The sequence below is a fragment of the Microbispora sp. NPDC004025 genome (assembly GCF_053604425.1).
This window is the reverse complement of sequence record NZ_JBSGHN010000017.1, coordinates 168,878-195,019: the sequence shown is the minus strand read 5'-3', so window position 1 is coordinate 195,019 and position 26,142 is coordinate 168,878. Positions and strand designations below refer to the sequence as shown.

The 26,142-nt window shown below is 71.3% G+C and carries 21 protein-coding genes; 3 read left to right on the top strand and 18 right to left on the bottom strand.

The annotated features are described in order from the left end of the window. Positions 1 to 17: 17 nt before the first annotated feature. The 4 genes from ACWEQG_RS33340 to ACWEQG_RS33325 are packed head-to-tail and all read right to left on the bottom strand — an operon-like array spanning position 18 to position 4,205. Positions 18 to 239, bottom strand: a complete 222-nt coding sequence (locus ACWEQG_RS33340) for a hypothetical protein (RefSeq protein ID WP_452290903.1) — start codon at positions 237 to 239, stop codon at positions 18 to 20. Next, complete coding sequence (locus ACWEQG_RS33335; RefSeq protein ID WP_363470807.1) at positions 236 to 1,303, bottom strand: aromatic ring-hydroxylating dioxygenase subunit alpha; 1,068 nt, start codon at positions 1,301 to 1,303, stop codon at positions 236 to 238. Before ACWEQG_RS33335 ends, ACWEQG_RS33340 begins: the two co-directional genes overlap by 4 nt. A 3-nt stretch (positions 1,304 to 1,306) precedes the next feature. Then, on the bottom strand, positions 1,307 to 2,842 hold the full coding sequence (locus ACWEQG_RS33330; protein WP_452290901.1) for an acyl-CoA synthetase: 1,536 nt from the start codon (positions 2,840 to 2,842) through the stop codon (positions 1,307 to 1,309). A 16-nt stretch (positions 2,843 to 2,858) separates the two neighbouring features. Then, positions 2,859 to 4,205: an MFS transporter gene (locus ACWEQG_RS33325; RefSeq protein WP_452290899.1), complete on the bottom strand. Its 1,347-nt coding sequence runs from the start codon at positions 4,203 to 4,205 to the stop codon at positions 2,859 to 2,861. A gap of 323 nt (positions 4,206 to 4,528) precedes the next feature. Between ACWEQG_RS33325 and ACWEQG_RS33320 the strand changes: the two genes are divergently transcribed. Beyond that, positions 4,529 to 5,380: an SDR family NAD(P)-dependent oxidoreductase gene (locus ACWEQG_RS33320; RefSeq protein WP_452290897.1), complete on the top strand. Its 852-nt coding sequence runs from the start codon at positions 4,529 to 4,531 to the stop codon at positions 5,378 to 5,380. Positions 5,381 to 5,637: 257 nt separating this feature from the next. Here the strand turns inward: ACWEQG_RS33320 and ACWEQG_RS33315 are convergent, their stop codons facing one another. The 6 genes from ACWEQG_RS33315 to ACWEQG_RS33290 form a co-directional block, all read right to left on the bottom strand. Beyond that, positions 5,638 to 8,196: a CehA/McbA family metallohydrolase gene (locus ACWEQG_RS33315; protein WP_452290895.1), complete on the bottom strand. Its 2,559-nt coding sequence runs from the start codon at positions 8,194 to 8,196 to the stop codon at positions 5,638 to 5,640. Then, positions 8,189 to 9,679 carry an APC family permease gene (locus ACWEQG_RS33310; protein ID WP_452290893.1) on the bottom strand — a complete coding sequence of 497 codons (1,491 nt, stop codon included), beginning with the start codon at positions 9,677 to 9,679 and terminating at the stop codon, positions 8,189 to 8,191. The genes ACWEQG_RS33315 and ACWEQG_RS33310 overlap by 8 nt, the downstream gene beginning before the upstream one ends. Positions 9,680 to 9,805: 126 nt before the next feature. Beyond that, positions 9,806 to 10,186, bottom strand: coding sequence for a cupin domain-containing protein (locus ACWEQG_RS33305; protein ID WP_363470789.1), 381 nt, complete (start codon positions 10,184 to 10,186; stop codon positions 9,806 to 9,808). After that, a complete protein-coding gene (locus ACWEQG_RS33300) occupies positions 10,183 to 11,835 on the bottom strand; it encodes a N,N-dimethylformamidase beta subunit family domain-containing protein (protein WP_452290891.1) in 1,653 nt (550 codons plus the stop codon). The genes ACWEQG_RS33305 and ACWEQG_RS33300 overlap by 4 nt, the downstream gene beginning before the upstream one ends. Further along, on the bottom strand, positions 11,832 to 12,779 hold the full coding sequence (gene speB, locus ACWEQG_RS33295) for an agmatinase (RefSeq protein WP_452290889.1): 948 nt from the start codon (positions 12,777 to 12,779) through the stop codon (positions 11,832 to 11,834). Before speB ends, ACWEQG_RS33300 begins: the two co-directional genes overlap by 4 nt. Before the next feature lie 297 nt (positions 12,780 to 13,076). Beyond that, complete coding sequence (locus ACWEQG_RS33290; RefSeq protein WP_452290887.1) at positions 13,077 to 13,535, bottom strand: MaoC family dehydratase; 459 nt, start codon at positions 13,533 to 13,535, stop codon at positions 13,077 to 13,079. Positions 13,536 to 13,660: 125 nt separating this feature from the next. On the opposite strand from ACWEQG_RS33290, the gene ACWEQG_RS33285 reads away from it, so the two are divergent. Further along, positions 13,661 to 14,494 (top strand): PaaX family transcriptional regulator, encoded by an 834-nt coding sequence (locus ACWEQG_RS33285; protein WP_363473999.1) that lies wholly within the window; start codon positions 13,661 to 13,663, stop codon positions 14,492 to 14,494. Positions 14,495 to 14,585: 91 nt separating this feature from the next. Here ACWEQG_RS33285 and ACWEQG_RS33280 read toward each other — a convergent pair whose 3' ends face one another. Then, complete coding sequence (locus ACWEQG_RS33280; RefSeq protein WP_452290885.1) at positions 14,586 to 15,947, bottom strand: extracellular catalytic domain type 1 short-chain-length polyhydroxyalkanoate depolymerase; 1,362 nt, start codon at positions 15,945 to 15,947, stop codon at positions 14,586 to 14,588. Between the two features lie 193 nt (positions 15,948 to 16,140). Here ACWEQG_RS33280 and ACWEQG_RS33275 point away from each other — a divergent pair, with 193 nt between their 5' ends. Next, positions 16,141 to 16,593 carry a MarR family winged helix-turn-helix transcriptional regulator gene (locus ACWEQG_RS33275; protein WP_363473995.1) on the top strand — a complete coding sequence of 151 codons (453 nt, stop codon included), beginning with the start codon at positions 16,141 to 16,143 and terminating at the stop codon, positions 16,591 to 16,593. 30 nt (positions 16,594 to 16,623) lie between these two features. Here the strand turns inward: ACWEQG_RS33275 and ACWEQG_RS33270 are convergent, their stop codons facing one another. From ACWEQG_RS33270 to ACWEQG_RS33240, 7 genes are all read right to left on the bottom strand, one after another. Then, positions 16,624 to 17,886: an SGNH/GDSL hydrolase family protein gene (locus tag ACWEQG_RS33270; RefSeq protein ID WP_452290883.1), complete on the bottom strand. Its 1,263-nt coding sequence runs from the start codon at positions 17,884 to 17,886 to the stop codon at positions 16,624 to 16,626. Next, complete coding sequence (locus ACWEQG_RS33265; RefSeq protein ID WP_452290882.1) at positions 17,883 to 19,907, bottom strand: alpha-glucuronidase family glycosyl hydrolase; 2,025 nt, start codon at positions 19,905 to 19,907, stop codon at positions 17,883 to 17,885. Before ACWEQG_RS33265 ends, ACWEQG_RS33270 begins: the two co-directional genes overlap by 4 nt. Next, the gene (locus ACWEQG_RS33260; protein ID WP_452290880.1) at positions 19,894 to 20,613 is read right to left on the bottom strand and encodes a hypothetical protein; all 720 of its coding nucleotides are present in this window, start codon (positions 20,611 to 20,613) and stop codon (positions 19,894 to 19,896) included. Before ACWEQG_RS33260 ends, ACWEQG_RS33265 begins: the two co-directional genes overlap by 14 nt. Further along, entirely contained in the window at positions 20,610 to 22,151 is a 1,542-nt protein-coding gene (locus tag ACWEQG_RS33255) for a GH39 family glycosyl hydrolase (RefSeq protein ID WP_452290878.1), read from the bottom strand. The genes ACWEQG_RS33260 and ACWEQG_RS33255 overlap by 4 nt, the downstream gene beginning before the upstream one ends. A gap of 67 nt (positions 22,152 to 22,218) precedes the next feature. Further along, positions 22,219 to 23,889: an ABC transporter substrate-binding protein gene (locus ACWEQG_RS33250; protein ID WP_452290876.1), complete on the bottom strand. Its 1,671-nt coding sequence runs from the start codon at positions 23,887 to 23,889 to the stop codon at positions 22,219 to 22,221. Between the two features lie 52 nt (positions 23,890 to 23,941). Continuing rightward, positions 23,942 to 24,814: a carbohydrate ABC transporter permease gene (locus ACWEQG_RS33245; protein ID WP_452290875.1), complete on the bottom strand. Its 873-nt coding sequence runs from the start codon at positions 24,812 to 24,814 to the stop codon at positions 23,942 to 23,944. Beyond that, the gene (locus ACWEQG_RS33240; RefSeq protein WP_452290873.1) at positions 24,811 to 25,803 is read right to left on the bottom strand and encodes an ABC transporter permease; all 993 of its coding nucleotides are present in this window, start codon (positions 25,801 to 25,803) and stop codon (positions 24,811 to 24,813) included. The genes ACWEQG_RS33245 and ACWEQG_RS33240 overlap by 4 nt, the downstream gene beginning before the upstream one ends. Between the last annotated feature and the right edge of the window lie 339 nt (positions 25,804 to 26,142).

Sequence of the window (26,142 nt, the reverse complement as noted above, 5' to 3'; positions counted from 1 at the left end):
TCGAACTCCCTCGTGTCTCAGACGAGCGCGGCGGCCGGGGCCGGCGTGTCCTGCGCCGCCGCGCGGCCGGGCCGGTGGCCCTCGGGATGGCCGAGCAGCCAGTCCCAGAGGACCACCGGGTCCTCGAACTCCTGCTCCGCCCCGCAGAAGCAGGAGGCGTGCAGCCGGTCCGTCCCCGGCAGCCAGCGGATGCGGTAGACGGTGCGGCCGGCCCGCGCCCCGGCGTCGTCCGCGTTCATCGGGCGGCGGCCTCCGGTCGTACGGCGCCGGCCTGGGCCATCCTGGCGAGCAGGCGGCGGGCGGCCAGGCCGCCGGTGTCGATGTTCACCGACAGCTCCTGGTAGCGGTCCGGCTCCCGGGCGAGGACCTGCTCCAGGGTGTTCAGCGCGGTCACGTCCTGCAGCACGACGGTGCGGTTGCTGTCCCGCAGGAAGTCGGAGACCTTCTCGTCGTCGAGCGCGAAGTCGCGCGCCACCGCCCAGAAGTCGTAGGTGGTGTTCTCCGTCGACGGAGTGATCGCGTACACGACCTCGACGTGGAAGGCGTGCGGGTCCGTGCCGTCGGCGGCGGGCGGGGGCGACCCGACCGGGGCGACCCGGCTGTGCAGCAGGTACAGGCACGGCGGGTGGTACTCGATGTCCTGCCAGCGGGTGATGCGGCCCTTGATGCCGGTCGACTCGGCGTAGAACGGCGGGCAGGCCGCGTCGTCCATGTGGCGGCTGACGTAGACGATCCCCGCGTCCTCGTCGACCTCGGTGGTGATCGGCGTCTCGGCCACCTCCGGGGTGCCGATGTACCCGCCGTGCAGGTACGTCTCGTGGGACAGGTCGAGGAGGTTGTCCACGAGCAGGCCGTACCGCGCGTTCAGCGGCTCCATCCCGCACACCGTGGCGTAGTCGGGCGAGACCAGCCAGGGGGCGCGCGGCGGCAGCGTGTCACCCGGCTCGCGGTCGCCGATCCACACCCAGACGAACGAGTCCTGCTCCACCACGGGATAGGTGCGCAGCCGCGCGGTGCGCGGAATCCGCTGCTGCGCGGGCACGGCGACGCAGACGCCGTCCGGACCGTAGGTGAAGCCGTGGTAGCCGCACACGACGCGGTCGCCCACCAGGTGACTGGGCGATTCGGACAGGGGGAACCGGCGGTGCACGCAGCGGTCGGCCATCGCCACGGCCCGCCCGTCCTCGGTGCGCCAGAGCAGGATCGGCTCGTTCAGGACGGTGCGGCCGAGCTGACGCCGGCCCACCTCGTGGCCGTAGGCGGCCACGTACCACTGGTTACGCGCGAATTCGGTGACGATCACAACTCACTCCTCGGGGCCGGCGGGCAGGGGCCGCCGGCGCAGGTCGGGTTTGCGGATCTTGCCGGAGCCGGTCTTCGGCAGCGCGCCGACGACGTCGACGTAGACCGGGATCTTGTACTTCGCGAGCCGGGGACGGAGGAAGTCCCGCAGCTCGCCGGGGGTGACGGCGGCGCCGGGGCGTGACACGACAAAGGCGCGGCCGACCTCGCCCCACCGCTCGTCCGGCACCCCGACCACGGCGGCCTCCGCCACGGCGGGGTGCTCGAAGAGCACGTTCTCGACCTCCGCCGGATAGACGTTCTCACCGCCGGAGATGTACATGTCCTTCACCCGGTCGACGACGTGGAGGTGGCCCTCGTCGTCCAGGGTGGCGATGTCGCCGGAGCGGAACCAGCCGTCCTCGGTGAGCGCGGCGGCGGTCGCCTCCGGGTTCCGCCAGTAGCCGGGGGTCACGTTCGGCCCCCGGACGAGCACCTCGCCCGGCTCGCCCGGCGCGACGGGGGTGAGGTCGGGCCGGACCACGCGCACGTCGGCGAAGAAGACCGGCACCCCGGCCGAGCCCACCTTGCGCACGCTCTCGCCCGCTTCAAGGAACGTCGCGCCCGGCGCGGTCTCGGTCATCCCGTAGCCCTGGCAGAAGACCAGGCCCCGCTCCTGGTAGGCGCGGATCAACGCGACCGGGATGGCCGCTCCCCCGGACATGAGGGTGCGCAGCGAGGACAGGTCGGCGTGCGGCCAGCGGGGCGACCGCGCGAACGCCGCGAACATCGCGGTGACCCCGAACATCCAGGTGACCCGGTGCTTCTCGATGAGGTCGTAGCACCGGTCGACGTCCCAGAACGGCATGACGACCGAGGTGCCGCCCTTGAGGAAGGTCGGCAGCAGCGTCTGGTTCAGGGCCGCCACGTGGAACAGCGGCGCGCTGATCAGCGTGACCTCGGTGCCCGCCACGTCCACGCCGATCAGCATGTGGAAGCAGTTCCACGCGAGGTTGGCGTGGGTCAGCATGGCGCCCTTGGGCCGTCCGGTGGTGCCGGAGGTGTAGAGGATGAGGGCGACGTCGTCGAGCGTCACCGCGACGTCGATCGGCGTGGGGTCGCCCTGCGACAGCCAGGTCTCGTAGTGCCGCTCCCCCTCCGCGGGCGACTCCAGCGCCACGACCGTGTGCGGGCGCGGCGGGCCGGGGATCTCGCGGACCACGGCCGCGCACTCCGGTGCGTAGACGAGGACCGACGCGCCCGAGTCCGCCAGCATGTACGCGATCTCGGGCGCGGCCAGCCGGAAGTTCAGCGGTACGAAGATCGCGCCGAGCACGTGGGTGGCGAACATGGTCTCGGCGAAGGCGACGTGGTTGGGACCGAGGTAGGCGACCCGGTCCCCCGCGCGCACCCCCGCCTCGCGCAGCCGCGACGCGAGTCTCGTCGTCCTCTCGTGGACCTCCGCGTAGCTGAACGACCGGTCCTCGAACACGAACGCGGTGCGGCCCGGGCTCATCTGGGCCCGGCGCGCCGGCCAGCCCCCCAGTCCTGCGTTGCGCACAGGCGGCACCCCCTTGTCAGGCGGAGGACGGTTTCGCCGTGTCGGCGACCTGCCCCGACGGCGCCACCGGCGCGACCGAGGTCAGGTCGTGGCGGCTGGTCTCGCGCAGCGCCAGGACGCAGGCCACGGTCAGCAGGCAGCACGCGGCGATGATCACCGAGATCGTCGTCGTCCCGCCGCCGGTCGTCGCGTCGAGCTGGGCGAACAGCAGCGGCGCGAGGCCGGCGCCGAGCCCGGCGATCTGGTAGCCGAGCGAGGCGCCCGTGTAGCGGCTCCCGGTGGTGAACAGCTCGGTGTACAACGCCGCGAGCGGGCCGAACATCAGCGGGTGGATGACCGCCTGGCCGAGCACGAGCGCGACGGCGAGCACGGCCGTGCTGCCGGAGTCCACCATCGGGAAGAGCACGAAGCCGAACACCGCCATGAGCACCGCACCCGCCAGCACGACCGGGCGGCGCCCGACCCGGTCGGACAGCGCCGACCAGCCGACGATGCCCACGACGGCCAGTGCGGACGAGAGCGTGAGCGCGTTGAGCACCGCCGGCCGGGCGAAGCCGGCGCGCACGCCGTACGCGATGAGATAAGTGGTGAGGGTGCCCTGGGCCACGAAGGCCGACAGTCCGACGCCGACCCCGAGCAGGAGGGTCTTCGGGTGGTCGCGGAACACCTCCAGCAGCGGCATCCGGGGCGCCCGCTCCCTCGCGGCCTCGAACACCGGCGTCTCCTCGACCCGCAGCCGGACGAACAGGCCGATCGCCAGCAGCACGAAGCTGATCAGGAACGGCACCCGCCAGCCCCAGCTCAGGAACGCCTGCTCGTCCATGACGGCGGCCGTGCCGGTGAGCGCCGCCGTGGACAGCACCATGCCGAAGGGGGCCCCGGCGTTGGTGAAGCTCGCCCACAGGCCGCGCCTGCTGGTCGCGTGCTCGGCGGACATGAGCACCGCGCCGCCCCACTCGCCGCCGACGGCCACGCCCTGCAGGATCCGCAGCACGACCAGCGCGATGGGCGCGAGGCTGCCGATCTGCGCGTAGGTGGGAAGCAGGCCGATGAGGAAGCTGGCGACACCCATCAGGGTCATCGTCAGCACGAGCATGCGTTTGCGCCCCAGCCGGTCGCCGTAGTGCCCGAAGATCACTCCGCCGAGCGGCCTGGCCAGATAACCCGTGGCGAACGTGCCGAAGCTGGCGACCGTCGCCGCGAGCGAGTCGAGCGAGGAGAAGAAGACCTTGTTGAAGACGACGGCCGAGGCCGTGGCGTAGAGCAGGAAGTCGTAGTACTCGATGACGCTGCCCAGGAAGCTGGAGGTCACCGCGCGCCGGAGCTGTGTCCGGTTGGGGGGTGCGACTGACAGGTTCGGCATGACCGAGCTCCTCGTCCGGGAGCGAGCCGAGACGCTCGCCTTCTCGTCCGGAGGTTAGGCAGATTGCTAACGGAGGTCAAGACTTTGCCGAATATGGATGCGGACAGCCTGGCGTCGACGGCCGCGCACCCGGCCTTCGGCCTCCTGCTCGACCTACCCCGCCCGCTCCCCCGGCACGCCCGCGGCGACCGCGAGCCGCGGGCGGGTCGTGCCACGAGTATCGGAAGAGACGCACGTCACACCCGGCCGCTGTCAGATCCATGCCGGGTTGTGTGTCTAGGGGGTGAAACAGCAGACAACCGCAGAGAGAACGGAAAGACGTCATGAGCAAGGTCTGGTTCGTCACCGGTTCGTCCCGCGGCCTGGGCCGCAACTTCGTCGAGGCCGCACTGTCCCGCGGCGACAAGGTGGCCGCGACCGCGCGGAACACCGGGAGCCTCGACGAGCTGGTCGCCGCCTATGGCGACGCGGTGCTCGCGCTCGAACTGGACGTGACCGACAAGGCCGCCGTTTTCGAGGGCGTGAAGCGGGCCAAGGAGCACTTCGGCCGCCTCGACGTCATCGTGAACAACGCCGGCTACGCCCAGATCGGCGCGATCGAGGAGCTGACCGAGCAACACCTGCGCGACCAGTTCGAGACCAACCTGTTCGGCGCGGTGTGGGTGATCCAGGCCGCACTGCCCTACCTGCGCGAGCAGGGAGCGGGGCACGTCATCCAGCTGTCCTCGGCCGCCGGGCTCATCGCGATGCCGCTCGGCGGCGCGTACCAGGCCTCCAGGTGGGCCCTGGAAGCCCTGGGCGAGACCCTCGCCCAGGAGGTTGCGGACTTCGGCGTCAAGGTGACCATCATCGAGCCCGGCGGCTTCGCCACCCGGTCCGGCAAGAACCCCGATCCCCTCGACAACGGCCACGTGGCCGAGCCCGACCCGGTCTACGACGGTCTCCGCCGGCGCCTCGCCGCGTTCGCGGGGAAGCAGCCCGCCGGCGACCCCGCCGCCGCGGCCCGGGCACTCCTCAAAATCGTCGACTCCGACAACCCTCCCCTGCGAGTACTTTTCGGCCTCGGCTTCTACCCGATGCTCCAGCAGGCCTACGCCGACCGGCTCAAGACCTGGGCCGACTGGCAGGACCTGTCGCGGGAGGCGCACGGCGACCTCGATCAGGAAGATCGATGACAGGGCCGGCCTCGACGGACGAGGACCGGTCACGGCGATCAGGGCCGAGGACGCGCGCATCGCCGGCCTCTACTACGCCCGCGACCCGCGGAAGCCGACCCGGATCGGCACCGGCACCCCGCCCACCCTGCGGTGAACGCCGGCGGCGGACCAGCCGCGGCTGACCGGGCTCCTCTGGCGTCGACCACGACGGCTGCCGCCCGCCCGTCGAGCGGAAGCGGGCGGCAGCCGTACCGGAGCGCACCGGCGGCGCGGCCTCAGAGGGCCGCCCTGCGCTCGCGCAGCAGGTCGCGGGCCTGCAGGAACGGCGCCCGCAGGAAGGCCAGGTGGTCTTCCTGCCCGTGCCGGTGGCACACCCGGCCGGGCCACAGACGCCGGCTGCGCTCGTCGATGTAGGCGAGGGAGCCGTCGACGAGGTTCAGCATGTGGTCGATCGTGGCCGCGTCCGACCGGGCGTACTCCTCGCCCGTACGCAGGTAGACCGGGGACGTGTGCGCCATGATCGGCCTGGCCCACACGTCGTGGTGCCGGGCGACGCCCGCGCCCGGTCCGTAGCAGCGCGCGGCGATCCAGCTGTCCTCGGTCACGGGCACGTCCGCGGTCAGTTCGAGCGTCCGGCCGGGGGCGTCGAGCCTGCGCTCGGCGACGACGCGCCCGTTGACCACGATCTCGAGCCGGTCGACGTCGAAGATCGACTGGACGCGGGCGTCGACGCGTACCGTGCCGCTCGCGGGCACCCGCGCCTCCTGGCCCGGCTCACGGCCGTCGACGGTGAACCACAGCAGCGGGCCGCTGGTGACGAAGGTCGCGCCCCGCCGTACGGCCCGGCACCACGCCCAGTAGTCGAACTCCTCGTCATCCGGCACGTGGGCGTAGGTGCGGATGAGGCCGATCGGGACCTCGCTGCTCATCTTGTCCGTGCCGCCCACCAGGGTGATCCGGTAGCCGGCGTCGAGGTAGCGGTAGTACTCCCGGATGTTGTAGTCGTCGTAGGCGATCATCTCGACGGCGTCGAGCCTGCCGGTGGCGAGCAGGGCCGCGGCCTCGCCGTTGGGCACGGGGAAGTGCGCCAGCACGACGGTGCCGCCCTGCTCGCGGCATTCGTCGGCCCAGTGGGACAGGGTGGTCTCCAGGCCGCCGCCGAGCTCGGCCTCCTCCGCGCCGCCGGTGCACCACGGCATGATCGGGCGCCGCAGGCCGAGCAGGTTGATGTGGCCGAGCATGCCGCTGCGGTTCTCCTGCCCGGCGAACACGTGCGTGTGCCCGTCGTGGGAGGTGTGCGGGTGGCCGGTGAACTCCTCCGTGTTGGTGAACAGGTGCCCCCACTGGCTGAGCAGCAGGTTGGTGACCCGGACGTCCTCGCCGCGGGCCTCCAGCTCGGCGCCGAGGGTCGAGACGAAGTGCACGTGGGTGTCGCCGCTGTACCAGCCGTCGGCGGCCAGGTCCGTCACCCTGGCCAGCGTCAGCTCCAGCTCGGTCCGGCCCTCCTCGATCGTGACCGTGGTGCGCAGCGGCTCGTACTCGAACCCGCGGGCGGCCTCGACGGTGACCTCGCCCAGCGGCAGCCAGCCCTCGCAGGTGCCGTCCACGTAGGAGTAGGTCGTGGTGCCCAGGCGGACGTCGCCGCCGATGTCGAGGTTCCAGGTGTTGCCGTCGGAGTTGATGTGCCCGTGATGGCCATGCGGCGGGTAGGGCACCCCGTCGGCGGAGCGGAAGTGGATCCGGCACGGGACCGGCTCGCCGGTGGCCGCGTCCCTGACCGTGGTGCGCACCCAGGCCCGTCCGGCGTCGGGGACGCGCCAGGTGACCCCGCCGTCGCTGTGCTCCCCGGCGCCGAGCAGTTCCCCCCATCCGCAGGCGCTGATCACCGTCTCGCCGCGGGTGAGCGTCAGTCGGGCCGAGGGAATGGCGGCGACGCGCACGTAGCCCTGGTGGTGCTCCCCTGTGGGCGTCCCCCAGGCCGGTGTGCCCCCGGCGGCCGCGTCCACGGTGCCCACCGTACGGTGGACGTAGGTCGCCGACCCCCGGTCGACGCTCACCGCCAGATCCTCCGAGACCGGCCCCGCCGACGGGCCGAGGTCGAGCAGGACGTCGCGCCACACCGTACGCCCGAAGGGGTCCTCGTCGAGCTCGCCGACGGTCACCGCGCCGACGAGGATGGCCGGGCCCGCCGAGTGGATCTCCAGGGCGGTGACCGTCCGCTCGGGCCGGGGGTTGCGGCAGGGCCACAGGTAGAACCGGTACGGCAGGACGTACGGCGACCGCGCCTGCGGGTCGTCGATGTCGACGAACCGCGCCCCCGCGGCGTCGAAACGCCCGTGGGTGCGCGGCATCAGCCGATGCTGGGCGTCGGGGACGGCCAGGAACGGGGTCTGCCCCCAGTCGAGCGGGATGGCCCGGTCGCTCCACAGCCGCGGCGTGGGCCCGATCTCCATGCGCTGGCGCACCGGCAGCCGCTCGGTGGTCCCGTCGTCGTAGACGAGGGTGTAGTGGCCGCAGAGCTGACCGGCCAGCTGCCCGTCGAACAGGTCGGGGGACTCCAGGGCGTGCGCGACCACCAGCCACGTGACCCTGCGGCCCACGGCGACGGTGACGCTCGCCGGGCCGGAGCCGCCCACGCGCAGCAGCGCCGCGTCCGCGTCGCCCTCGTCGCCCTCGTCGCCGAACCGGAACGGCAGGCCGTAGAGCGTGCGCGGCCCGAGCGGATAGGAGTCGCCGTCGTCGAGCACCGAGCGGGGCGCGTTGAGCACATCGGCCAGGTCGAGCGGGAAGTAGCCCCGGCAGCCGCCGTCCTGTGACATGTCGTGATCAGGCATTTCCGACAGCTGTCTCCCTCCGGCCGGCGGGCGGCTCGTCGACGGACGTCTGGGCCAGCCCGGCGTAGAGCCGGGGTGCGCGGGCCCGCAGGTACAGGGCCCTGGTGACGCCGGCCACGATGCCGGCCACGCCGAGGCCGATGATCAGGATGTTGGTGGTGGTCCCGGCTCCGGTCAGCAGCGGCAGGTTGCTCAGGACGAGGAAGAGCACCACGGCCAGGGCGACGAAACTGAGCCCGGGGGCGACGGTGGTGCGGAAGATCCCGGCCTGGGGCGCCTCCCGGCGCAGGAAACGGATGATCGCCACGGAACACAGCGCCCACAGGCAGATGATCCCGAGGAACCCGAGCGCGCTGCCCCACAGCAGCAGCCCGAGGTAGGGGTCGATCCCGAGGACCGCGAACACGACGACGGCCAGGCCCGCGAGCACGGTCTGGACGAGGCCGGCCGCCCAGGGGGCCTTGGTCTTCGGGTGGGTACGGCCGAGCACGCGGGGCAGCAGGCCCTCCCGGCCCATGGCGAAGAAGTAGCGGTTGGCCGCGTTGTGCAGCGCGAGCAGCGCGGCGAACGCGCTGGTCAGCAGCAGGATGTGCATCACCTCGGTGATCGGGGCGGGCACGTACCTGTCGAAGACCGCCACGACCAGGTTGACCGGGTCGGCCTCGGCCGCGCCTGCGATCTTGTCGACGCCGTAGGCCATCACGACGACCCAGGTGATGAAGGCGTAGAAGACGGCGATGAACCCGACCGCGATGTAGGTCGCCCGGCGGACCGTGCGGATGCCGCCGCGAGCCTCCTCGCTGAAGATCGCGGTGGCCTCGAAGCCCATGAACGCCCCGGCGACCAGGGCGAACATCGCGCTGTTGCCCGGGTCGAAGACCCTGCTCGGCGCGAACGACGCGGCGGACCACTCCCCGGAGCCGCCCTTCAGCAGCACGTAGGCCGCCAGCACGACGAGCACGGCCGTCTCCAGCACCAGCAGCGCCCCGAGGATCCGGGCGCTGGTGTGGATGCCGCGATACCCGAGCCACCCCACGAAGACCAGGCCGACGATCGCGAACACCCACCACGGCACGTCGCGGCCGAAGTAGTTCTTGAAGGTCTCGTTGGCGTACACGCCGAGCGCGCCGTACGTGCTGATCTGCAGGGCGTTGTAGGCGACGACGGCGAGCATCGCCGCGCCGGAGCCCGCCGGCTTGCCCAGGCCGCGCGAGATGGTGGCGTAGAAGGCCCCCGCGTTGCGCACGTACCGGCTCATGGTCATGAAACCGACGGCGAACAACGCCATGACCACCCCGGCGACCAGGTAGGCGCCGGGGACGGCGGCGCCGCCCTTGAGGAAGTGCAGGGGGGCGACGGCGACGATGAGGGTCAGGGGGGCGAGCGCGGCCAGGACCGTGAAGACGAGGTCCTTGGTGCCCATGGCGTTGCTGGCGAGGGAGCCGGGCGCGGTCGCGGCGTTCCCGGGGGGATGACCTGGCATGGTGAGTTCCTTACTGCGGGGTCGGCACTGCGGAGTCGGCACTGCGGAGTCGTCACTGGGGGGTCGGCGACCCGCGGGCAGGCGACCGCCCGCCCACGGGCTCGGGGCTGAGGGAGGGTGGGCTGATCAGCGGGTGACCGCGACGAAGACCTTCTCGCTCGGCTCCAGGGTGATCCAGTCGCCGCGGAAGCCCTGCGGGATGTGGAACGACTCCCCCGGGCCGAACTCCTTGCGCCGCCCGGACTCGTCCTGCACGGCGACGCGGCCCTTGAGGATGAAGCAGATCTCGTCGTAGGGCCAGGAGTCGAACCGCACGGCGCCGGGCTCGCCCGTCCAGTAACCGCCGGTGAAGGAGCTCGCGGCGCCGCCGAAGACGCGGAACTCCGCCTCCGTCCACTCGGCGGACAGCAGGTGGTAGTCGCTCAGCGGCGGCACGAAGCGCTCGCCGTTCGCGGCGGTGACGGCGCGGACGGCGTCGACGCCCGCCGGAGTGTGCCGGTCGTTCACGCTGCGGTTCCCCCGTGGTTCTCGAAGCGGCTGGTCATGCCGAAGCGGCGCAGGACGTTGTGGGTGATGCGCTCGACGAAGGGGTCGCCGAGGCTGAGCACGTGGGACCACTCGGTGGTGCCGCCGTTGAAGACCTCGCCGTCGCCGCGGGTGAACGCCGCGATCATGCCGGCCCCCCGCATCTCGCCCTCGTGCACGTAGTCGGGCAGGTCGTCGCCGAGGTCCGCGTTGTAGTTGTAGACCTCCTCCTCCGGGCCGCCGATCGGCACCCGGCCGCCGAAGCGGTCCTCCTCGCCCCGTACGGCCGGCGCGAGGGCCAGGATCTCCAGCGTCTCCGGCGCGCCGTCCTCGAACGTCGGGTACGGCAGGCCGCGGCGGAAGGTGTACTCGACCGAGTCGAGCTCGAAGGCCGCCAGGAAGTACGGGGGCCCGCCGAGCAGGTCGCCGTAGTAGAGGTCGGTCCCCTCGAACGCCCAGTGGTGCGGCCGGTAGACCGTGAAGCCGCCCGACGAGCGCGGGGTGGCGACGCCGTAGCGGTTGTAGATCCCGCCGAGGCCGTTGAGGCCGATGGTGGTGGCGCCGGGACGCCCGACCGACTTGGCCTCCCACACGGTGGTGGCCAGGTGCGGCGTCGCGGCCGCCTCGGGGTCGAGGGACGGCAGGCGGTAGCAGTACTGCGTGGCGCCGTCGTCGCTGAGCCGCACCTGCCACTGGTAGTTGCCGCCGAACCTGGCCAGGTTGCCGCCGGCGTCGACGAACGCGTCGACGGTGTCGCGCATCCGCCAGGACCAGTACTCGTCGTGCCCGACGACGACGACGCAGGAGTACCCGTCCAGCGCGTGGGGGTCGAAGTGCAGGTCGTGCTGGGTCAGGTAGTCGATGTCGTACCCGTTGCGCTCGGCCCACACGACGAAGTGCCGCTCGTACGTCGCCCAGAACGCGTCGGCGTGGTGGCGGCTGTACCCGAACAGCCGCGCCCACTCGTAGGAGGGATAGCGGGGAGCGCCGTGCATGGGCAGGACGCCGGGGTTGGCCTCCCGCGGCGCGCTCAGCGGCTTGCGGATCATGCCGCGGGCGATGGGGCGCTGGGTCGAGGCCAGCGGCGACCCGTTGTCGGAGCGCGGGTCGTCGCCCAGGCCGCGGTAGTGGTTGGCGCCGCCCCAGTCGTTGTAGGCCAGCAGCGTGCCGGTGGTCAGCACGAGCGCGGCCCGGGCGCGCCGCTCGGCCGGTGCCTTGACGACGAAGAAGTGCTCGCGCTCCCACAGCTCGCCGGACGGCGTGACGGCGCGCACCGTGACGATGTGGAAGCCGCTGCGCCAGTCGCCGGGGATCTCCAGTTCGAGCCCCACGGGCCAGCCGCAGCCGGTGGCGTGCGCGTCGGCCGGCGCCTCGTGCCGGCCCGCCGACAGTCCGGTGCGCGACCACACCACGCGCGGCTCCAGCCCGTCGCGGACCACCTCCAGGTCGAAGGACGGGACGCTGGAGCTGAGGTGGAAGCGGACGGTCTCCCCCGGGAAGTAGGAGAACCGATCGGTGTAACACCACACCTCGGCCGCGTCGGGCGTGCGGAACGCACGCTCCGAGGGCCAGTCCTTCGGAGACCAGGCGAAGGCGGCGGGCAGGCCCGTCGCCGTGTTCGTGTCGCTCACTGCTCCTCCTTGAGTGCGAGCAGGCTGATCAGGTCGTAGGCCACGTGGGAGGCGGCGACGGAGGTGATCTCGGCGTGGTCGTACGCCGGGGAGACCTCCACGACGTCGGCGCCGACGAGGTCGCACCCGGCCAGGCCGCGCAGGATCTCCAGAAGTTCCCGGCTGGTCAGGCCCCCGGCCTCGGGGGTGCCGGTGCCGGGCGCGTGCGCCGGGTCGAGCACGTCGATGTCGATCGAGAGGTAGAGCGGACGGCCGCCGATCCGCTGACGCAGCGCGTCGGTGATCTCGTCCACGCCCCGGCGCATCACATCTGCGCTGGTCACGATACCGAAGCCGAGGCGCCGGTCGTCCTCCAGGTCCTTCTTGCCGTACAACGGGCCGCGGGTGCCGACGTGGCAGACCGCCTCGGTGTCGAGGATGCCCTCCTCGACCGCACGGCGGAACGGCGTGCCGTGGGTGTACTCGGCCCCGAAGTAGGTGTCCCAGGTGTCGAGGTGCGCGTCGAAGTGCAGCAGCGCCACCGGGCCGTGCCGCCGGGCGGCCGTCCGCAGCAGCGGCAGCGCGATCGTGTGGTCCCCGCCGACCGTGACCAGGCGCGTGCCGTCCTCCGTCAGCCCGGAGGCGGCCTCCTCGATGGTCTCGACGGCCTCGCGGATGTCGAACGGGTTGACCGCGATGTCGCCCGCGTCCGCCACCTGCACCGCCGCGAAGGGCGAGACGTCCAGGCCCGGGTGGTACGGCCGGAGCAGCCGGCTGGCCTCGCGGACGGCCGAAGGGCCGAACCGGGCGCCGGGACGGTAGGAGACCCCGCTGTCGAACGGCACGCCCACCACCGCGACGTCGGCGTGCCCGACCTCGTCCAGGCGCGGCAGCCGCGCGAAGGTGGCCGGGCCGGCGAATCGCGGGACCCGGGAGGAATCGACGGGCCCCCGTGGCACGGTCATGCCTGATCCTTTCTCTCCGGGACGAAGCCCCAGGTCAGGGGCTTATGGATCGGCAAGTCTGCATCAAACAGACCAAACCGGCAATTGGGGCACACACGGAGAGTCGGGCGGTGGTTTGTGGCTGGACACAAACCGGCCCAGGAGGGCGGTGGGCCGCGCGGGGCGAATCGGCCCCGGCGACGAGGCGGGGCCGGGCACGCGGACGACCCGGTGGCCGAGGGCGGCCACCGGGTCGGGAAGTCAGGGGTCAGACGCGAAGGGGGTCAGGCGGGAAGCGGGGTCACGTGGGAAGCGGGGTCAGGCGTAGTGCCGGTAGATGGCGCGGGCGACGCAGGCCGGCTTGGCCGCGCCGTCGATCTCGACGGTGAAGTCCAGGTGCATCTGGACGCCGTCGCCGGGGACGTCCTCGACGGAGACGACTGCGGCGGCCAGGCGGATCCTGGCGCCGACCTTCACCGGGCTGGGGAAGCGGACCTTCTCCAGGCCGTAGTTGATGCTCATCTTCACGCCCTGGATGTCCAGCAGCTCGGTGAACATCGGGATGAGCAGGGACAGGGTCAGGTACCCGTGGGCGATGGTGCCGCCGAACGGGCCGTCCTTGGCCTTGTCGGGGTCGACGTGGATCCATTGGTGGTCGCCGGTGGCGTCGGCGAAGGTGTTCACCCGCTCCTGGGTGATCTCCAGCCAGCCGCTGTGGCCGAGGTCCTTGCCGGCCAGCGCCCTGATCTCGTCGAGCCCGTACGCCGTGGTGGTCATGCGTCCGTCGTCCTCTCCTGCGCGCCGAGCCCGGGCGGGCGAGCGTGACACCTCGAACGTATGGCACCTTTCTGACGGGCGTCAATTGTTTGCATGACGTCGGGAACGGTCTACCCTTTTCTGCTGTGACTCTCGGCGGCGAAGACGACCGGACGGCGCCATCCCCGCGCCCGCAGTCCCTGATGTTCAGCTTCCTCGGGATCTACGTGCTGCATCGCGGCGTCGCCGTCTACTCCGGGAGCGTCATCGACGTCTTCGCCCGTCTCGGCGTCTCCGAGGAGGCCGTACGGTCGACGCTCGCGCGGATGGCGAAGCGGAACCTCCTGACGCGGCACCGGCACGGACGGAAGGTGTACTTCGGGCTGACACCGCACGCCGTGGAGGTCCTGGAGGACGGGCGCAGGAGGGTGTGGGAGACCGGCGCGGTGAACCGCGACTGGGACGGCACCTGGACGGTCGTCGGGTTCTCCATCCCGGACAGCCACCGCAGCCTCCGGCACGACCTGCGCTCCCAGCTCATCTGGAACGGATTCGGCCTGCTGCAGAGCGGAATGTGGATCGCGCCCGGCGCCAGGGACGTCAGCGGCGTCCTCGCCTCTCTGGACCTGGGCGATCACGTGACCGTGCTGACGGCGAAGGCGTTCGCGCCGACCGAGGCGGCCGACCTGGTCGGCAAGGCGTTCGACGTCGAGCAGATCGCGGCGCGCTACCGGGCGTTCCTCGCCCAGTGGGACGCGCCCCGGCCGCTTCCCGGCGCACCGGACGACCTCGCACGCCAGTTGCTGCTGCACACCGACTGGCTGCAGCTCGTCCGGCAGGATCCGCACCTGCCGGCCGAGCTGCTGCCCCGGGACTGGCCGGCGATCCAGGCCGAGCAGACGTTCCAGGCCCTCGCGCAGCGGTACGAGCCGCCCGCCTGCGGGCTGGCCGCCGCCGTCCTGGACACGCTGGCCGTCTGACCCTCCGCCGGCGCCCCGGCCGCGCCGACCCCCGAACGGCGCGGCCCGGCGAGTCTCACGTCGGCGCGGCCGGGCGCGGCGCCGGTCCCGGTCAGGCGGTGGTGCAGGCCGTGCCGTTGAGGGCGAATCCGGACGGTGCGGTGTTGCTGCCGCTGTAGGTCGCCTGGAAGCCGAAGCTCGTGCTGCCTCCGGCGGGGATGGCGGGGTTGTAGGAGACGTTGCGCGCGGTGACCTGGGCGCCGGACTGGGTCGCGGTGGCGTTCCACGCGTTGACGATCCGCTGGTTGCCGGGCCACGACCAGGTGACGGTCCAGCCGTTGACGGGAGCGGCGCCGGTGTTGGTGATCGTGACCTCCGCGGTGAAGCCCTCGTTCCAGGAATTGGCCCTGTAGGCGATCCGGCACGCGCCCTGCTGCGGGGCCGACGGGCTCGCGGACGGCGAGGCGCTCGGAGACGCCGAAGGGCTCACGGACGGGCTCACGGACGGGCTGGCGCTCGGGCTGGGGCTCGGGCTGGGGCTGCTACCGGTGAGGCCGAAGAACTGGAGGGCGACGGCGGCCATGCCCCCCGCCGGGAGGCTGTGCCCCGCGCCCTGGATGGTGTAGGCCTCGACCTTCACCGCCCCGGAGCCGTCCGCGTAGCGGCGGCGGCTCCACCCGGACTGCGGCGTGTCCGTGGACGTCGGCGTCTGGCTCAGGCCGTGCACGTTCGTCCACTGCTTGACCTCCTCCTCCAGTTCGGAGTAGGCGACGACGTTGTCCGCGGTGCCGTGCCACAGCTGCATCCGCGGCCACGGCCCCCGGTAGGCGGGGTTCGCGTTGCGGACCGCGTCGCCCCACTGCTGCGCGGTCTTGCCCACGCACGGGGCGGAGTTGCCCGCCGGGTTGTAGGCCGCCTCGTTGGGGAAGCACGTGAACGGCACGCCCATGAAGGCCGCACCCGCCTTGAACACCTCGGGGTACAGGGCGAGCATGGCGTTGGTCATCATGGCGCCCGAGGACGCGCCGGTCGCGAACACCCGGTTGGGGTCGCCGTGGTACTGCTGCTCGACGTAGGTCACCATCGACATGAGCGACACCGGGTCGGTCTGGCCGCCGCGCACCTTGGACGCCTCGGACCAGTTGTCGAAGCAGTTCATCTTCTTCGACGCCGACGGATAGATGACGATGAAGCCGTACCGGTCGGCGAGCGACGCGAACTCGGTGGACGAGTAGAAGCCCGGCCCCGAGCCGCCGCACGTGTGCATGGCCAGCACGATCGCCGGGTTCTGCTGCACGCCGTTCGGGACGTACAGGTGCATGCGCAGGTTGCCGGGGTTGGCGCCGAAGTTGGTCACCTCGGTCAGTGTGGCCGCCGCGGCGGGGTGCGCGGGCACCAGCACCGACACCAGGGCCACGGCGGCGCACAATACCGCCGCGCAGGCGCCGGCGAGCGCCGCGAGTAATCGCCTCATCCGCTCCTCCTCGTTATTCGGAATACCGACGCCAGCTGGTATAGGAGCAGGCGCGACCGGTGGTCAAGAAGCCATACGAGGGGCCCGGAGATCAAATCCTCATTTTTACTGCTTATCAAGGTACTTGCTATCAAGTGACTTGATAGCAAAACGCGAAACTTACATCCGGCCGACAGCACGGTATGGTCGTCCGGTGACCGCCCGCCGCACCCGTCGCGCCGCCTCCGCTCCGCGCCTGAGCTATCTGGTGTTCCGCCTGGAGCGCCGCATCCGCGCCCGTCTGGACGACGCGCTCGCCAGGCACGGCGTCACCACGACGGAGTACATGGCGCTCAGCGAACTCCGCACGCGCGACGGCCTGTCGTCGGCGGAACTGGCCCGCATCGCGTTCGTCACACCGCAGGCGATGAACCTCGTCATCCGCGACCTGGAACGGCGCGGCCTGATCCGCCGCGACCCGCACCCGGACGGCGGCCGGATGCTGTGCGCCCGCCTCACCGCCGAGGGGACGTCCGTGCTGCGGCGCTGCGACAGTTCCCTCGACGACATCGAGGCGGTCATGCTCGAGAAGGTCGACGACGCGACGTGCGAGACCCTCAGGGACGGCCTCACCGTCTGCGCGCGGGCCCTGCGGCCCGACGACTGACCACCCGCGGGGAGCCCATCTCCGCGGTGGTCAGCCGAATCGGAAGCCCGGTGGCAGCGGCTCGTGCAGGAACAGCCCGACGGGCACGGCGTCGGCGAGCGCCTGGTATCCCGCCGGGTTCAGGTGCAGGTGGTCGCCCACGTCGTAGGCCGCGCGCAGCCGGCGGGGGTCGGCCGGATCGCGGGCGGCGCGGTCGAAGTCGACGACGGCGTCGAACCGGCCGCTGGTGCGGATCCACTGGTTGACCGCCTGCCGGGCCGCCTCGCGGCAGCCCCGCGCGTCGTCGTACGGCGTGTTGCCGCCGAACGGCGTCAGCGTCGCGCCGTACACCCGGATGCCCCGGGCGTGCGCCCGCGTGACGATCTGGTCGTAGGCGAAGACCAGCTCGCCGGCCACCCGCTTCTGCGCGGCCTCGGTCGCCTCGGCCGTGCCGATGTCGTTCACCCCCTCGAACAGGATCAGCCACGCCACTCCGCTGTGCGCGAGCACGTCGCGGTCCAGCCGGGCCAGCGCGTTGGGGCCCAGGCCGTCGTCCAGCACCCGGTTGCCGCCGGCCGCCTGGTTGACCACGGCCACACCACACGTGCCGGGCAGCGACTGCAGGCGGTCGGCCAGCCGGTCGGGCCAGCGGTCGTTGCCGTTGGTGGTCGAGCCCCGGCCGTCGCTGAGCGAGTCGCCCACCACCGCCACCGCCGCGGCCGACGGCGCGGCCCACACCTCCAGGGCGCTCAGGAGGTACCAGTGGTCGACGGGGGTCGCGCCGGGCAGGTCCGCGGCGTCGGCGTGGTCGCCCGCCACGAGGTACGACGTGGTCCGCGAGCCCGGATGCGCGGTGGTGCCCGCCGGGGGATGCCCGTCAGCCAGGTGGACGGTCACGGTCAGGTTGGACCGGGGCGCGACCCCGGCGTCCAGCGGGTCGGAGACCGCCTGCGCGCCGGCCGGGATCGTCACCGACGGCCGGCCGTGGAAGGTCACCGGCCGCGCGGTGCCCGGCCGGATCGCGCTCACCCCGGCCCGCCCGCCGGCCGGCAGCGCGACGCTGACCCTCGTGACGGGCAGCGCCGCCCCGCCGAACGCGTTCGACACGCGCAGCCGGATCCGCTCCCCGCCTGTGGACACGCGGATCGTCTGCCGCAGTGTGGCATCGGCCAGGACCACGTCGTCCCGCGTGAACGGCGCGGGCGGCATGTTCTCCGGCTCGGCGGCCTGCGGCATCGCCGTCCAGGTGGGGACCCAGTGCCCGTCGGCGCTGGGGACCACCGGCGCCTCGGGCATCCATGGCGGCCGCGTCATGGGATGCGCCGCCCGTGCGCGTCGGGGACGCCCGACTTGCGGAAGAAGTAGGCGTTGACCTGGTCGCGCCACTCCTCCGCGCAGCGGACCTGCTCGTCGAGGAGATCTCTCACCCGGGCGTGCAGGGGCGGGTCGAACAGTCCCGCGGCCTCCTCCCATCGCCGCCTCGCCTCGGCCACCTGCTCGGCGCCCGCGAAATGGGTGTCGTAGATGTGCTGGATCACGGTCGAGCCGCTCCGCAGCACGTGTCCGTACGGGACGTGGTGGAAGAACAGCAGCAGCTCGTCGGGGCAGTCGGCAAGCGACTCGTACACCTCCGACCACGGCGGCGGGTACTGGCCGGTGAAGCCGGTCCCGGTGGCGCGGGTACGGTCCACGCCGACGCCGTCCCGGTCGGCGAAGTGGTAGGTGCCCCACGGGGTGTACTCGTATCCGTCCACGTCGGGCCCGTAGTGGTGGCCGGGGCGGACCATGAACCCGACGCCGAGCGGCGCGGTGTACCGCTCGTATGCGCGCCAGGAGTCGTCCATGATCGCGTGCAGCGTGTGCCGCGACCGCTCGACGTCCCCGCTCGCCACCGGCGCGAAGGTGAGGTCGATCCACTCGTCGAGGATCGCCGCCGGGTCCAGCCGCGGCTCCCAGGCGAGCCGTCCGAAGGCGTACAGGTTGGCCTGGGCGAGCGGGTGGCCGGTCCAGTAGGGGTCGTCCCCCACGTTGGAGACCCCCACCAGGTCGCCGCCGCCGACGACGTCCGCGACGGCGGCCCCTGCGGGGCCCCACGGGCGGAAGCCGAGCACCTCGCGCCACATGGGGGCGAGGTAGCAGACGTGCCGCTGCTGGCCGGTGTACTCCTGCGTCACCTGGAGTTCCACGGCGAGGCGGGTGGCGGGCATGGCCGCGATCACCGGCGACACCGGCTCGCGCGGCTGGAAGTCGATCGGGCCGTGCTTCACCTGCAGGATCACATTGTCGCGGAACCGTCCGTCGAGCGGGGCGAAGTGGTCGTAGGCGGCGCGGGCCCGGTCGGTGGACCGGTCGCGCCAGTCCTGCCGGTGGTTGTAGACGAAGGCCCGCCAGTGCACGACCCCGTCGTACGGCGCCAGCGCCTCGGCCAGCAGGTTCGCGCCGTCGGCGTGGTCGCGCCCGTACGCGAACGGCCCGGGCTGCCCCTCGGAGTCGGCCTTCACCACGTATCCGCCGAAGTCGGGGATGGTCTCGTAGACCCGCTCGGTGACCCCCGTCCACCACGTGCGCACGTCCTCGTCCAGCGGGTCGGCGGTCGGCAGCCCGCCGAGGACGACGGGCGAGGCGAAGCTCACCGACAGGTGAACCCTGATCCCGTACGGCCGGAGCACGTCCGCGATCGCGGCGACGTCGCCGAGCCGGTCCGTCAGCAGGCGGGCCTCGGTGGCGTGCACGTTGACGTTGTTCACGGAGATCGCGTTCACGCCGCACGCCGCCAGCAGCCGCGCGTAGGCGCGCACCCGGGCCAGGTCGCCGCGCGGGGCGCCGTCGCGCCAGAAGAGCGACCCGCCCGCGTAACCACGCTCGACCTGGCCCATCACGGGGTGCACGTCGACGTTGTCCCAGTGATCGAGCATGCGCCGCCGCGTCGCCGGCCGGTGGTGCTCGGCGGGCCGCTCGCCGGCGAACGCCTCCTCGCCGAGCCGCACGACGTGGAACAGGCCGTAGAGCAGCCCGGCGGGCTCGTCGGCGAGCACCACGGTGACGCCGTCCCGGCGTGCGATCACGTATCCCTCGTCGCCGATCGCCGCAGCGGGAAGAACCTCGGCCGCCGCCTCCGGCAGCGGCTGCGCCGCCGTGAGCGCGAGCACGAGGTCGTACGGCCCGGCTCCGGCACGGCGCACGCGTCCGCCGTACCGCGCGCAGGCCCGCGCCACCTCGTCGTGGACCGTGCCGACGAGGCGCCCCTCGCCGAGCACGAGCGTGTGGCGCGAGCCGATCCCCCGGAACGCCTCCGGGGGCAGCCACGCGGGGTGGACGGAATCAGGAATCGTCACGAGACCTCTCCGGGGAGTCGCCCTGTACGGTGAACTTCTCCGTGACCTCGGCGATCAGCGGCCGGCTGTTCAGCAGCAGCGCCGACGCGAACACCGAGCTGAGCAGCGTCAGCGCGGCCTCGGTGGCGACCAGCGTGACGCCGCCCGCGACGACGAGGAGGCAGGCGGTGCCGAGCGCGACGCGGGGCGCGGAGAACAGGAAGTAGGCGGCCAGGCGGGCGACGTCCCTCGCCCGGAACGCGAACAGCGATGTGATCACGAGTGCGTTCGCCCCCCAGAGGGCCGTCGCGAGCGCGACGACGACCAGCAGAGTCGCCCACCAGCCCGGGACGCCGGCCGCGCCGAAGTTCGCGAGCGTCGATCCGAGGACGGTCAGTCCCGCCAGCCACGGGACGTAGAGCTTCAGCACCCCCCGGGCGTTCATCCGGTAGCCGCGCCAGAACGCGGACGCCGGGTGGAGGTCGGTCAGGTCCGGCCTGCGGCGGTGCACCGCGTACAGCGCGGCGGACAGCGCCGGGCCGGCCGGGAGCGCGCAGGCCGCGGCCAGCGGGATGTTGGCGGCGTCACGGCCGAGCAGGACGAGCCCGGCCAGGCCGGGCAGGGTGGTGGCCAGCAGCAGGAGCTCGACCACCAGCAGGGTGTAGACCAGCGCGGAGACGCGCGAGAGCGGTCCCTGGCCGAACCGCCGGATCGTCGTCTCGGTCATCGGGCGCCTCCCTGGTCGTCCAGGCCGAGCAGGCGGCGCTCGTCCTGCCCGTTGTCCCAGGGCGGGGTCTCGTCCACCACAGGCGTGATCTCCAGCAGGGTGACCTCGTGGCGGTCGAGCACGATGTCCAGACGGACGTGCCCGTCCTCGATCGGCAGGCCGCGATGGCCGCGGACCGGCTCGGCGGCCTCCCGCAGCAGGTCGAGCTGCCTGAGCGTGGGGGACGCCGGGCGGCCCATCTCGCACCACGCCCGCCAGGCGTTGCCCTTCTCCTCGCTCACCGACGAGCGCAGCAGGAAGGCCCTGCCGGACGGGGAGGCGACCGGGACCGACAGCCGCACGGTGTGCCCGTCCACCGGCGGGCCGCCGGTGACGTCCACCGGCGCCCACGCCAGCACGGTGACCCGGCCGTCGCCGCCCCCGGTGGCCAGGTGGTCCTCGCCGCGGGCCAGGACCTCCTCGCCCATCCGCGCCATGAACGCGTACAGGTGATAGGCGGGTTTCTTGATCTGGCGGTGGGTCAGCAGGCCGAACCCGCCGTGGAACAGCGAGGCCGGCACGCCCACCTCCTCGAACACGTCGCAGAAGGTCCAGTAGGAGAAGGAGTCGGCCAGGTCTCCCCCGGCGGCCAGCACGGGAGCGAGGTACGCCGCGTGGAAGGCCGTGTCGTGGATCGGGTTGTCGGGCCGGTAGGAGGAGTTGAACTCGGTGATGTGCACGGGCAGGTCCGCCAGCGGACCTCCCCGCAGCTGACGCCGGGGAGTGGCGAACTGCTCCAGCAGCCGCGACGGCGGGGCCAGCGTCTGGTGCACGCCGAACGGCACATGCCGGGCCGGGCCGGAGGTGTAGGCGTGCCGGCTGACGAAGTCGATCGGCAGGGACCGGCCCGCGACGAACTCGGCGAAGCGCACCAGCCACTCGTCGGAGCCGGGAGAGATGGCCGGCCCGCCCACCTGGAGCGAGGCGTCGACGTCCTTGATCGTGTTCGCGGTCACCTCGTACAGGCGGTGGTAGGCGTCCTCGTCGGCGTCGAGCCAGAACTCCTTGAGGTTGGGCTCGTTCCACACCTCGATCGGCCAGGTGCGCACCTGCTCCAGGCCGTACCGGCCGATCAGGTGCGTCACGGTGGCCCGCACCAGCGCGGCCCACTCGCGCCAGTCGCGGGGCGGGGTGATGTTGCCGCGCCACCAGAACACGGTCTCGTCGCCGGACGCGAGCCCGGAGGGCATGAAGCCCAGCTCCAGGAACGGCGCGATCCCGAGGTCGAGATAGGCGTCGATCACCTGGTCCACGTAGGTGAACGCGTGCCGCACGTGCCGCGCGCCGTGGTGGACGTACGGCCGGTGGACGCCGGCGCCGTCGCTCAGCAGCCCGTGCCCCCGGATGTGCCGGAAGCCGATCTCCCGCTGGACCAGCGCCAGCGACTCCTGGTAGTCCCGGCGCAGGGCCAGGTCGAAGCGGCCGGTGCCGACGCAGAACCGCCAGGCGTCCGGGAAGCGGCTCGTGCGGGGTTCATCGGGGGCAGGGTCGTGCATCATCGTCCTTCGCTCACCGTCGCGGCGGACGCGGGGCGGCCGTGGGACAGGCACGGCCGGCCCACGCCGGTCAGCCGTGCTCCTTCTTGTAGCGCTCGTACGCGCCGTTCACGAGGTTGACGTAGGACGCCACGTTCTTCGCCTCGAGCTCCTTGACGTAGGCGTCCCACTCGTCGAAGCTCCGCTTGCCAAGGATGAAGTTGAGCATGTTCTGGCTGACGTGGTCCTTGAGCGGGGTCTCCCACAGGGAGGCCTGCTCGCGCTCCTCGTCGGAGAGCGGGTGCGGAGGCGCCACCGGCAGCGCCTTCCTGGCGTTCATCGTCTTCTGGAACTCGATCTCCTCCTCGGAGAAGGTCGACTGGAGCAGCTCGGTGCTGCCGCCGTAGGCGAACACGCCGTTGGAGAAGCCGAAGTCCTTCTGCAGGTGCTTGGGCGCACCGGGGTTGAGCCCGACGAAGTCGACGTCCTTCGCCAGCTGGAACTTGCCGGAGGCGTCCTTCGTGTAGGTGGTCCCTTCGACACCCCACTTGGCGAACACCTGGCCCTCGTCGGAGTACCAGAGCCAGTCGATGAACTGCATCATCGCGACGAAGTTCTTGCTGTCCCGGGCCTTCTTGGAGATCATGATGCCGTTCTCCAGGCGGGTGGTGTTCGACCCCGCCTTGATCGGGCCGAGCGGCCCGATGGGCACCGGGATCTTGACGAGCCTGGCCTTCGAGTTCGCCTTTCCCAGCGGCGGGCGGTACTCGTTGACCAGCGTCTGCGCGTTGGTGCTGATCGCGAAGGACTTGCCGGACACCAGCTTCTGGATCGCCTGCTCGTCCTGCTGCGTGAAGCTCTCCGGGTCGAGGAGCTTCTCCGTCACCAGTGTGTTGAGGAACTGCAGCGCCTGCTTGAACTGGTCCATGACACCCACGTAGGCGAACTTCTGCGCGTTGGGGTCCCACACGAGACCGCCGCTCGTATAGCCCCACCCCCAGGGAGCGCCGTAGGCCGTGCCGAGGTAGTTCATCAAGGCGCCGCCCGTCGTGGAGACGGTCCCCCACCGGTCGGAGAAGGGGTAGGAGTCCGGGTGCTCCTCCTTGATCGCCTTCAGCACGGAGTGCACGTCGTCCCAGGTCTGCGGGACCTCCAGGTTGAGCTTGTCGAGGACGTCGGCGCGGATCGCCAGGGTGTAGTCCACCCAGTAGTCCTCGTGAAGACCGGGAAGCACGTAGAAGCGGCCGTCGGACTGCCGGAGCGTGTCAAGGTCGGGCTGCAGGTTCCACTTGGCGATCTTCTCCTTGAAGTTCGGCATCAGGTCGATGTAGTCGCTGACCGGCAGGACGGCTCCGGAGGCGACGAAGGGGGTCTCCTGCCCCGGATAGGTCTTCGGGATGATCATCGGCGCGTCGCCCGCGCCGATCATCAGGCTGCGCTTGTTCTCGTAGTCGCTCAGCGGGACCACACTCGGCTGGAGCGTCACGTTGGTCCGCTTCGTCAGCTCCGACCAGAACAGCCAGTCGTTCTTGATCGGATAGAACGGGTGGTTGTTGTAGAGGATGCTGAACGTCAGGGGCGCCGCCGCCTTGAACTGCTTGCCGGGCGCGTAGTCGGCCATCGCTCCGTCCCGGTTCGCCGAGAAGTCGTCGCCCTTCTTCGCGTCGCCGGAGCCGCCGGATCCGCCGTCGGTGCTGCAGGCGGCGAGCGCGAGGAAGGCTCCCACGGCGACCATCGCCTGACGCCGGTTGATCTCATACATGGAGGGTGGGGTCCTTTCCCTGGTGATGGGGGGTGAGAACGAACGAGGGCGGCTATCCCTTGACCGCGCCGAGCATGACGCCCTTGACGAAATACCGCTGGATGAAGGGATAGACCACCAGGATCGGGATGACGGTGAGCACCATCGTCACGGCCTTGATGTTGGTGGCCACGGTCATGTCGGTGGCGTCGGCGCCGACGGACGTGCCGGTGGTGGCCCCCGCGATGAGGTTGCGCAGGTAGACGGTCACCGGGAACAGGTCGGACTGGCTCATGTAGAGGAAGGCCGCGAACCACGAGTTCCAGAACGACACGGCGTAGAACAGCACCATGGTCGCGAGCACCGCCTTCGACAGCGGCAGCACGATCCGCAGCAGGACGCCGTACGTGCTCATGCCGTCGATCGCGGCGGCCTCCTCCAGCTCGGCCGGCAGGCCCTCGAAGAACGCCTTCATCACCAGGAGGTTGAACACGCTGATCGCGTTCGGCAGCACGATGGCCCAGATGCTGTCCTTGAACCCGAGGCTGGAGATCAGGATGTAGTTGGGGATGAGCCCGCCGGAGAAGAACATCGTGAAGACCGCGATGCCGATCAGGAACGTGCGGCCCTTCAGGTGCTTCTTCGACAGCACGTACGCGTAGCACGTGGTCATGAACATCGCGATGGCCGTGGCGACGACCGTGTAGACCACGGTGTTGCGGTAGTTCGCCCAGAACGTCGGGTCGGAGGCCACGAACTCGTACGTCCGGAAGGTGAACCCGACCGGGACGAGGTTGACCTTGCCGGCGCGGATGGCGAACTCGTCGCTGAGCGACCGGGCGACGATGTTGACGAAGGGGTAGAGGGTCACGATCACGACGCCGGTCAGGATGACCGCGTTGACCGCGCGGAACACCCGGTAGCCCCGGGTCCTGTCGACGGTCACCACAGGCTCGTCCCCACCGTGCGCCGGGAGATCAGGTTCGCCGACAGGACCAGGGACAGGCCGATCACGGCCTCGAACAGGCCGATCGCCGCGGCGTAGCTGAAGCTGTTGGACACGATCCCCATCCGGTACAGGTACGTCGAGATCACGTCGCCCGTGGGGTACGTCAGCGGGTTGTAGAGCAGCAGGATCTTCTCGAAGCCCACCGCCATGAACGTGCCGACGTTGAGGATCAGCAGGGTGACCGCGGTCGGCCGGATGCCGGGGAGCGTCACGTGCCAGACCTGCCGCCACCGGCTCGCGCCGTCGATCCGGGCCGCCTCGTACAGCTGCTCGTCGATGGTGGTGAGCGCGGCGAGGTAGATGATCGTTCCCCAGCCCACGGTCTGCCACATCTCGGAGGAGACGTAGATGGTGCGGAACCAGCCCGCCTCCTGCAGGAACGCCACGGGATCGTTGCCCATCGCGCGCAGGAGCTGGTTGACCGGCCCGTCCACCGACAGCATCTCCATGACGAGACCGGCCACGACCACCATCGACAGGAAGTGCGGCAGGTAGGACACCGACTGGACGAACCGCTTGACGCGCCGGCCGCGCAGCTCGTTGATCAGCAGGGCCAGCACGATCGGCGTCGGGAAGCAGAACAGCAGGGTCAGCACGCCGATGACCACGGTGTTGGTGAACACCTGCCAGAACGACGGGTCGTTCAGGAACATCTTCACGTACCGCAGGCCGACCCATTCCTCGCCCAGCACGCTGCCGCCGGGCTGGAACTTGCGGAAGGCGATGACGTTGCCGATCATCGGCAGGTACCGGAAGATCAGGAAGAACAGCAGCGGAATGACCGCGAGCGAGTACAGCTGCCAGTCGCGGCGCAGCGCCTGACGCCAGGTCCGTTTCGGCGGCCGTGGCGCACGGGAGGGACCGGGTCTCGCACGGCCGGGATCCCCGGCGCCCGGTGACACGTCGATCGTTCTGGTGGTGCTCATTCCTGTGCCTCCGGTGCCCTCCGACAGATCACGCGACAGATCACGCCGACAGATCACGCCGACGGCCGCGGCCACCGCTCGTGGCCGGCCCCGCGCCCGGGGCCGCGAGGGCTGCGGCACCGCCGTGTCACCCACGCCGTCACCACGCCGTCACCCACGCCGGACGACGCGGTGCGCGCAGGCGACGCGACAGAAATTTTCGGTGATCCTCAGTAATATTGCGGAAATATAGGCTGAGGCCAGGGCCTCGTCAAGAGGGGAGTCAGCCGTCGTCATGCCGCATTCAACGCGTTACTTCTGGCCTGGTCTCGCCTTATATTGGACGCCGTTCGGTGTTAG

Coding starts and splice junctions, on each gene's coding strand:
- ACWEQG_RS33270 (WP_452290883.1), bottom strand. CDS start 17,886: ATGACGCGGCCGCCATGGATGCCCGAGGCGCCGGTGGTCCCCAGCGCC.
- ACWEQG_RS33280 (WP_452290885.1), bottom strand. CDS start 15,947: ATGAGGCGATTACTCGCGGCGCTCGCCGGCGCCTGCGCGGCGGTATTG.
- ACWEQG_RS33320 (WP_452290897.1), top strand. CDS start 4,529: ATGAGCAAGGTCTGGTTCGTCACCGGTTCGTCCCGCGGCCTGGGCCGC.
- ACWEQG_RS33310 (WP_452290893.1), bottom strand. CDS start 9,679: ATGCCAGGTCATCCCCCCGGGAACGCCGCGACCGCGCCCGGCTCCCTC.
- ACWEQG_RS33325 (WP_452290899.1), bottom strand. CDS start 4,205: ATGCCGAACCTGTCAGTCGCACCCCCCAACCGGACACAGCTCCGGCGC.
- ACWEQG_RS33290 (WP_452290887.1), bottom strand. CDS start 13,535: ATGACCACCACGGCGTACGGGCTCGACGAGATCAGGGCGCTGGCCGGC.
- ACWEQG_RS33255 (WP_452290878.1), bottom strand. CDS start 22,151: ATGATGCACGACCCTGCCCCCGATGAACCCCGCACGAGCCGCTTCCCG.
- ACWEQG_RS33250 (WP_452290876.1), bottom strand. CDS start 23,889: ATGTATGAGATCAACCGGCGTCAGGCGATGGTCGCCGTGGGAGCCTTC.
- ACWEQG_RS33240 (WP_452290873.1), bottom strand. CDS start 25,803: ATGAGCACCACCAGAACGATCGACGTGTCACCGGGCGCCGGGGATCCC.
- speB (WP_452290889.1), bottom strand. CDS start 12,779: ATGACCGTGCCACGGGGGCCCGTCGATTCCTCCCGGGTCCCGCGATTC.
- ACWEQG_RS33340 (WP_452290903.1), bottom strand. CDS start 239: ATGAACGCGGACGACGCCGGGGCGCGGGCCGGCCGCACCGTCTACCGC.
- ACWEQG_RS33315 (WP_452290895.1), bottom strand. CDS start 8,196: ATGCCTGATCACGACATGTCACAGGACGGCGGCTGCCGGGGCTACTTC.
- ACWEQG_RS33260 (WP_452290880.1), bottom strand. CDS start 20,613: ATGACCGAGACGACGATCCGGCGGTTCGGCCAGGGACCGCTCTCGCGC.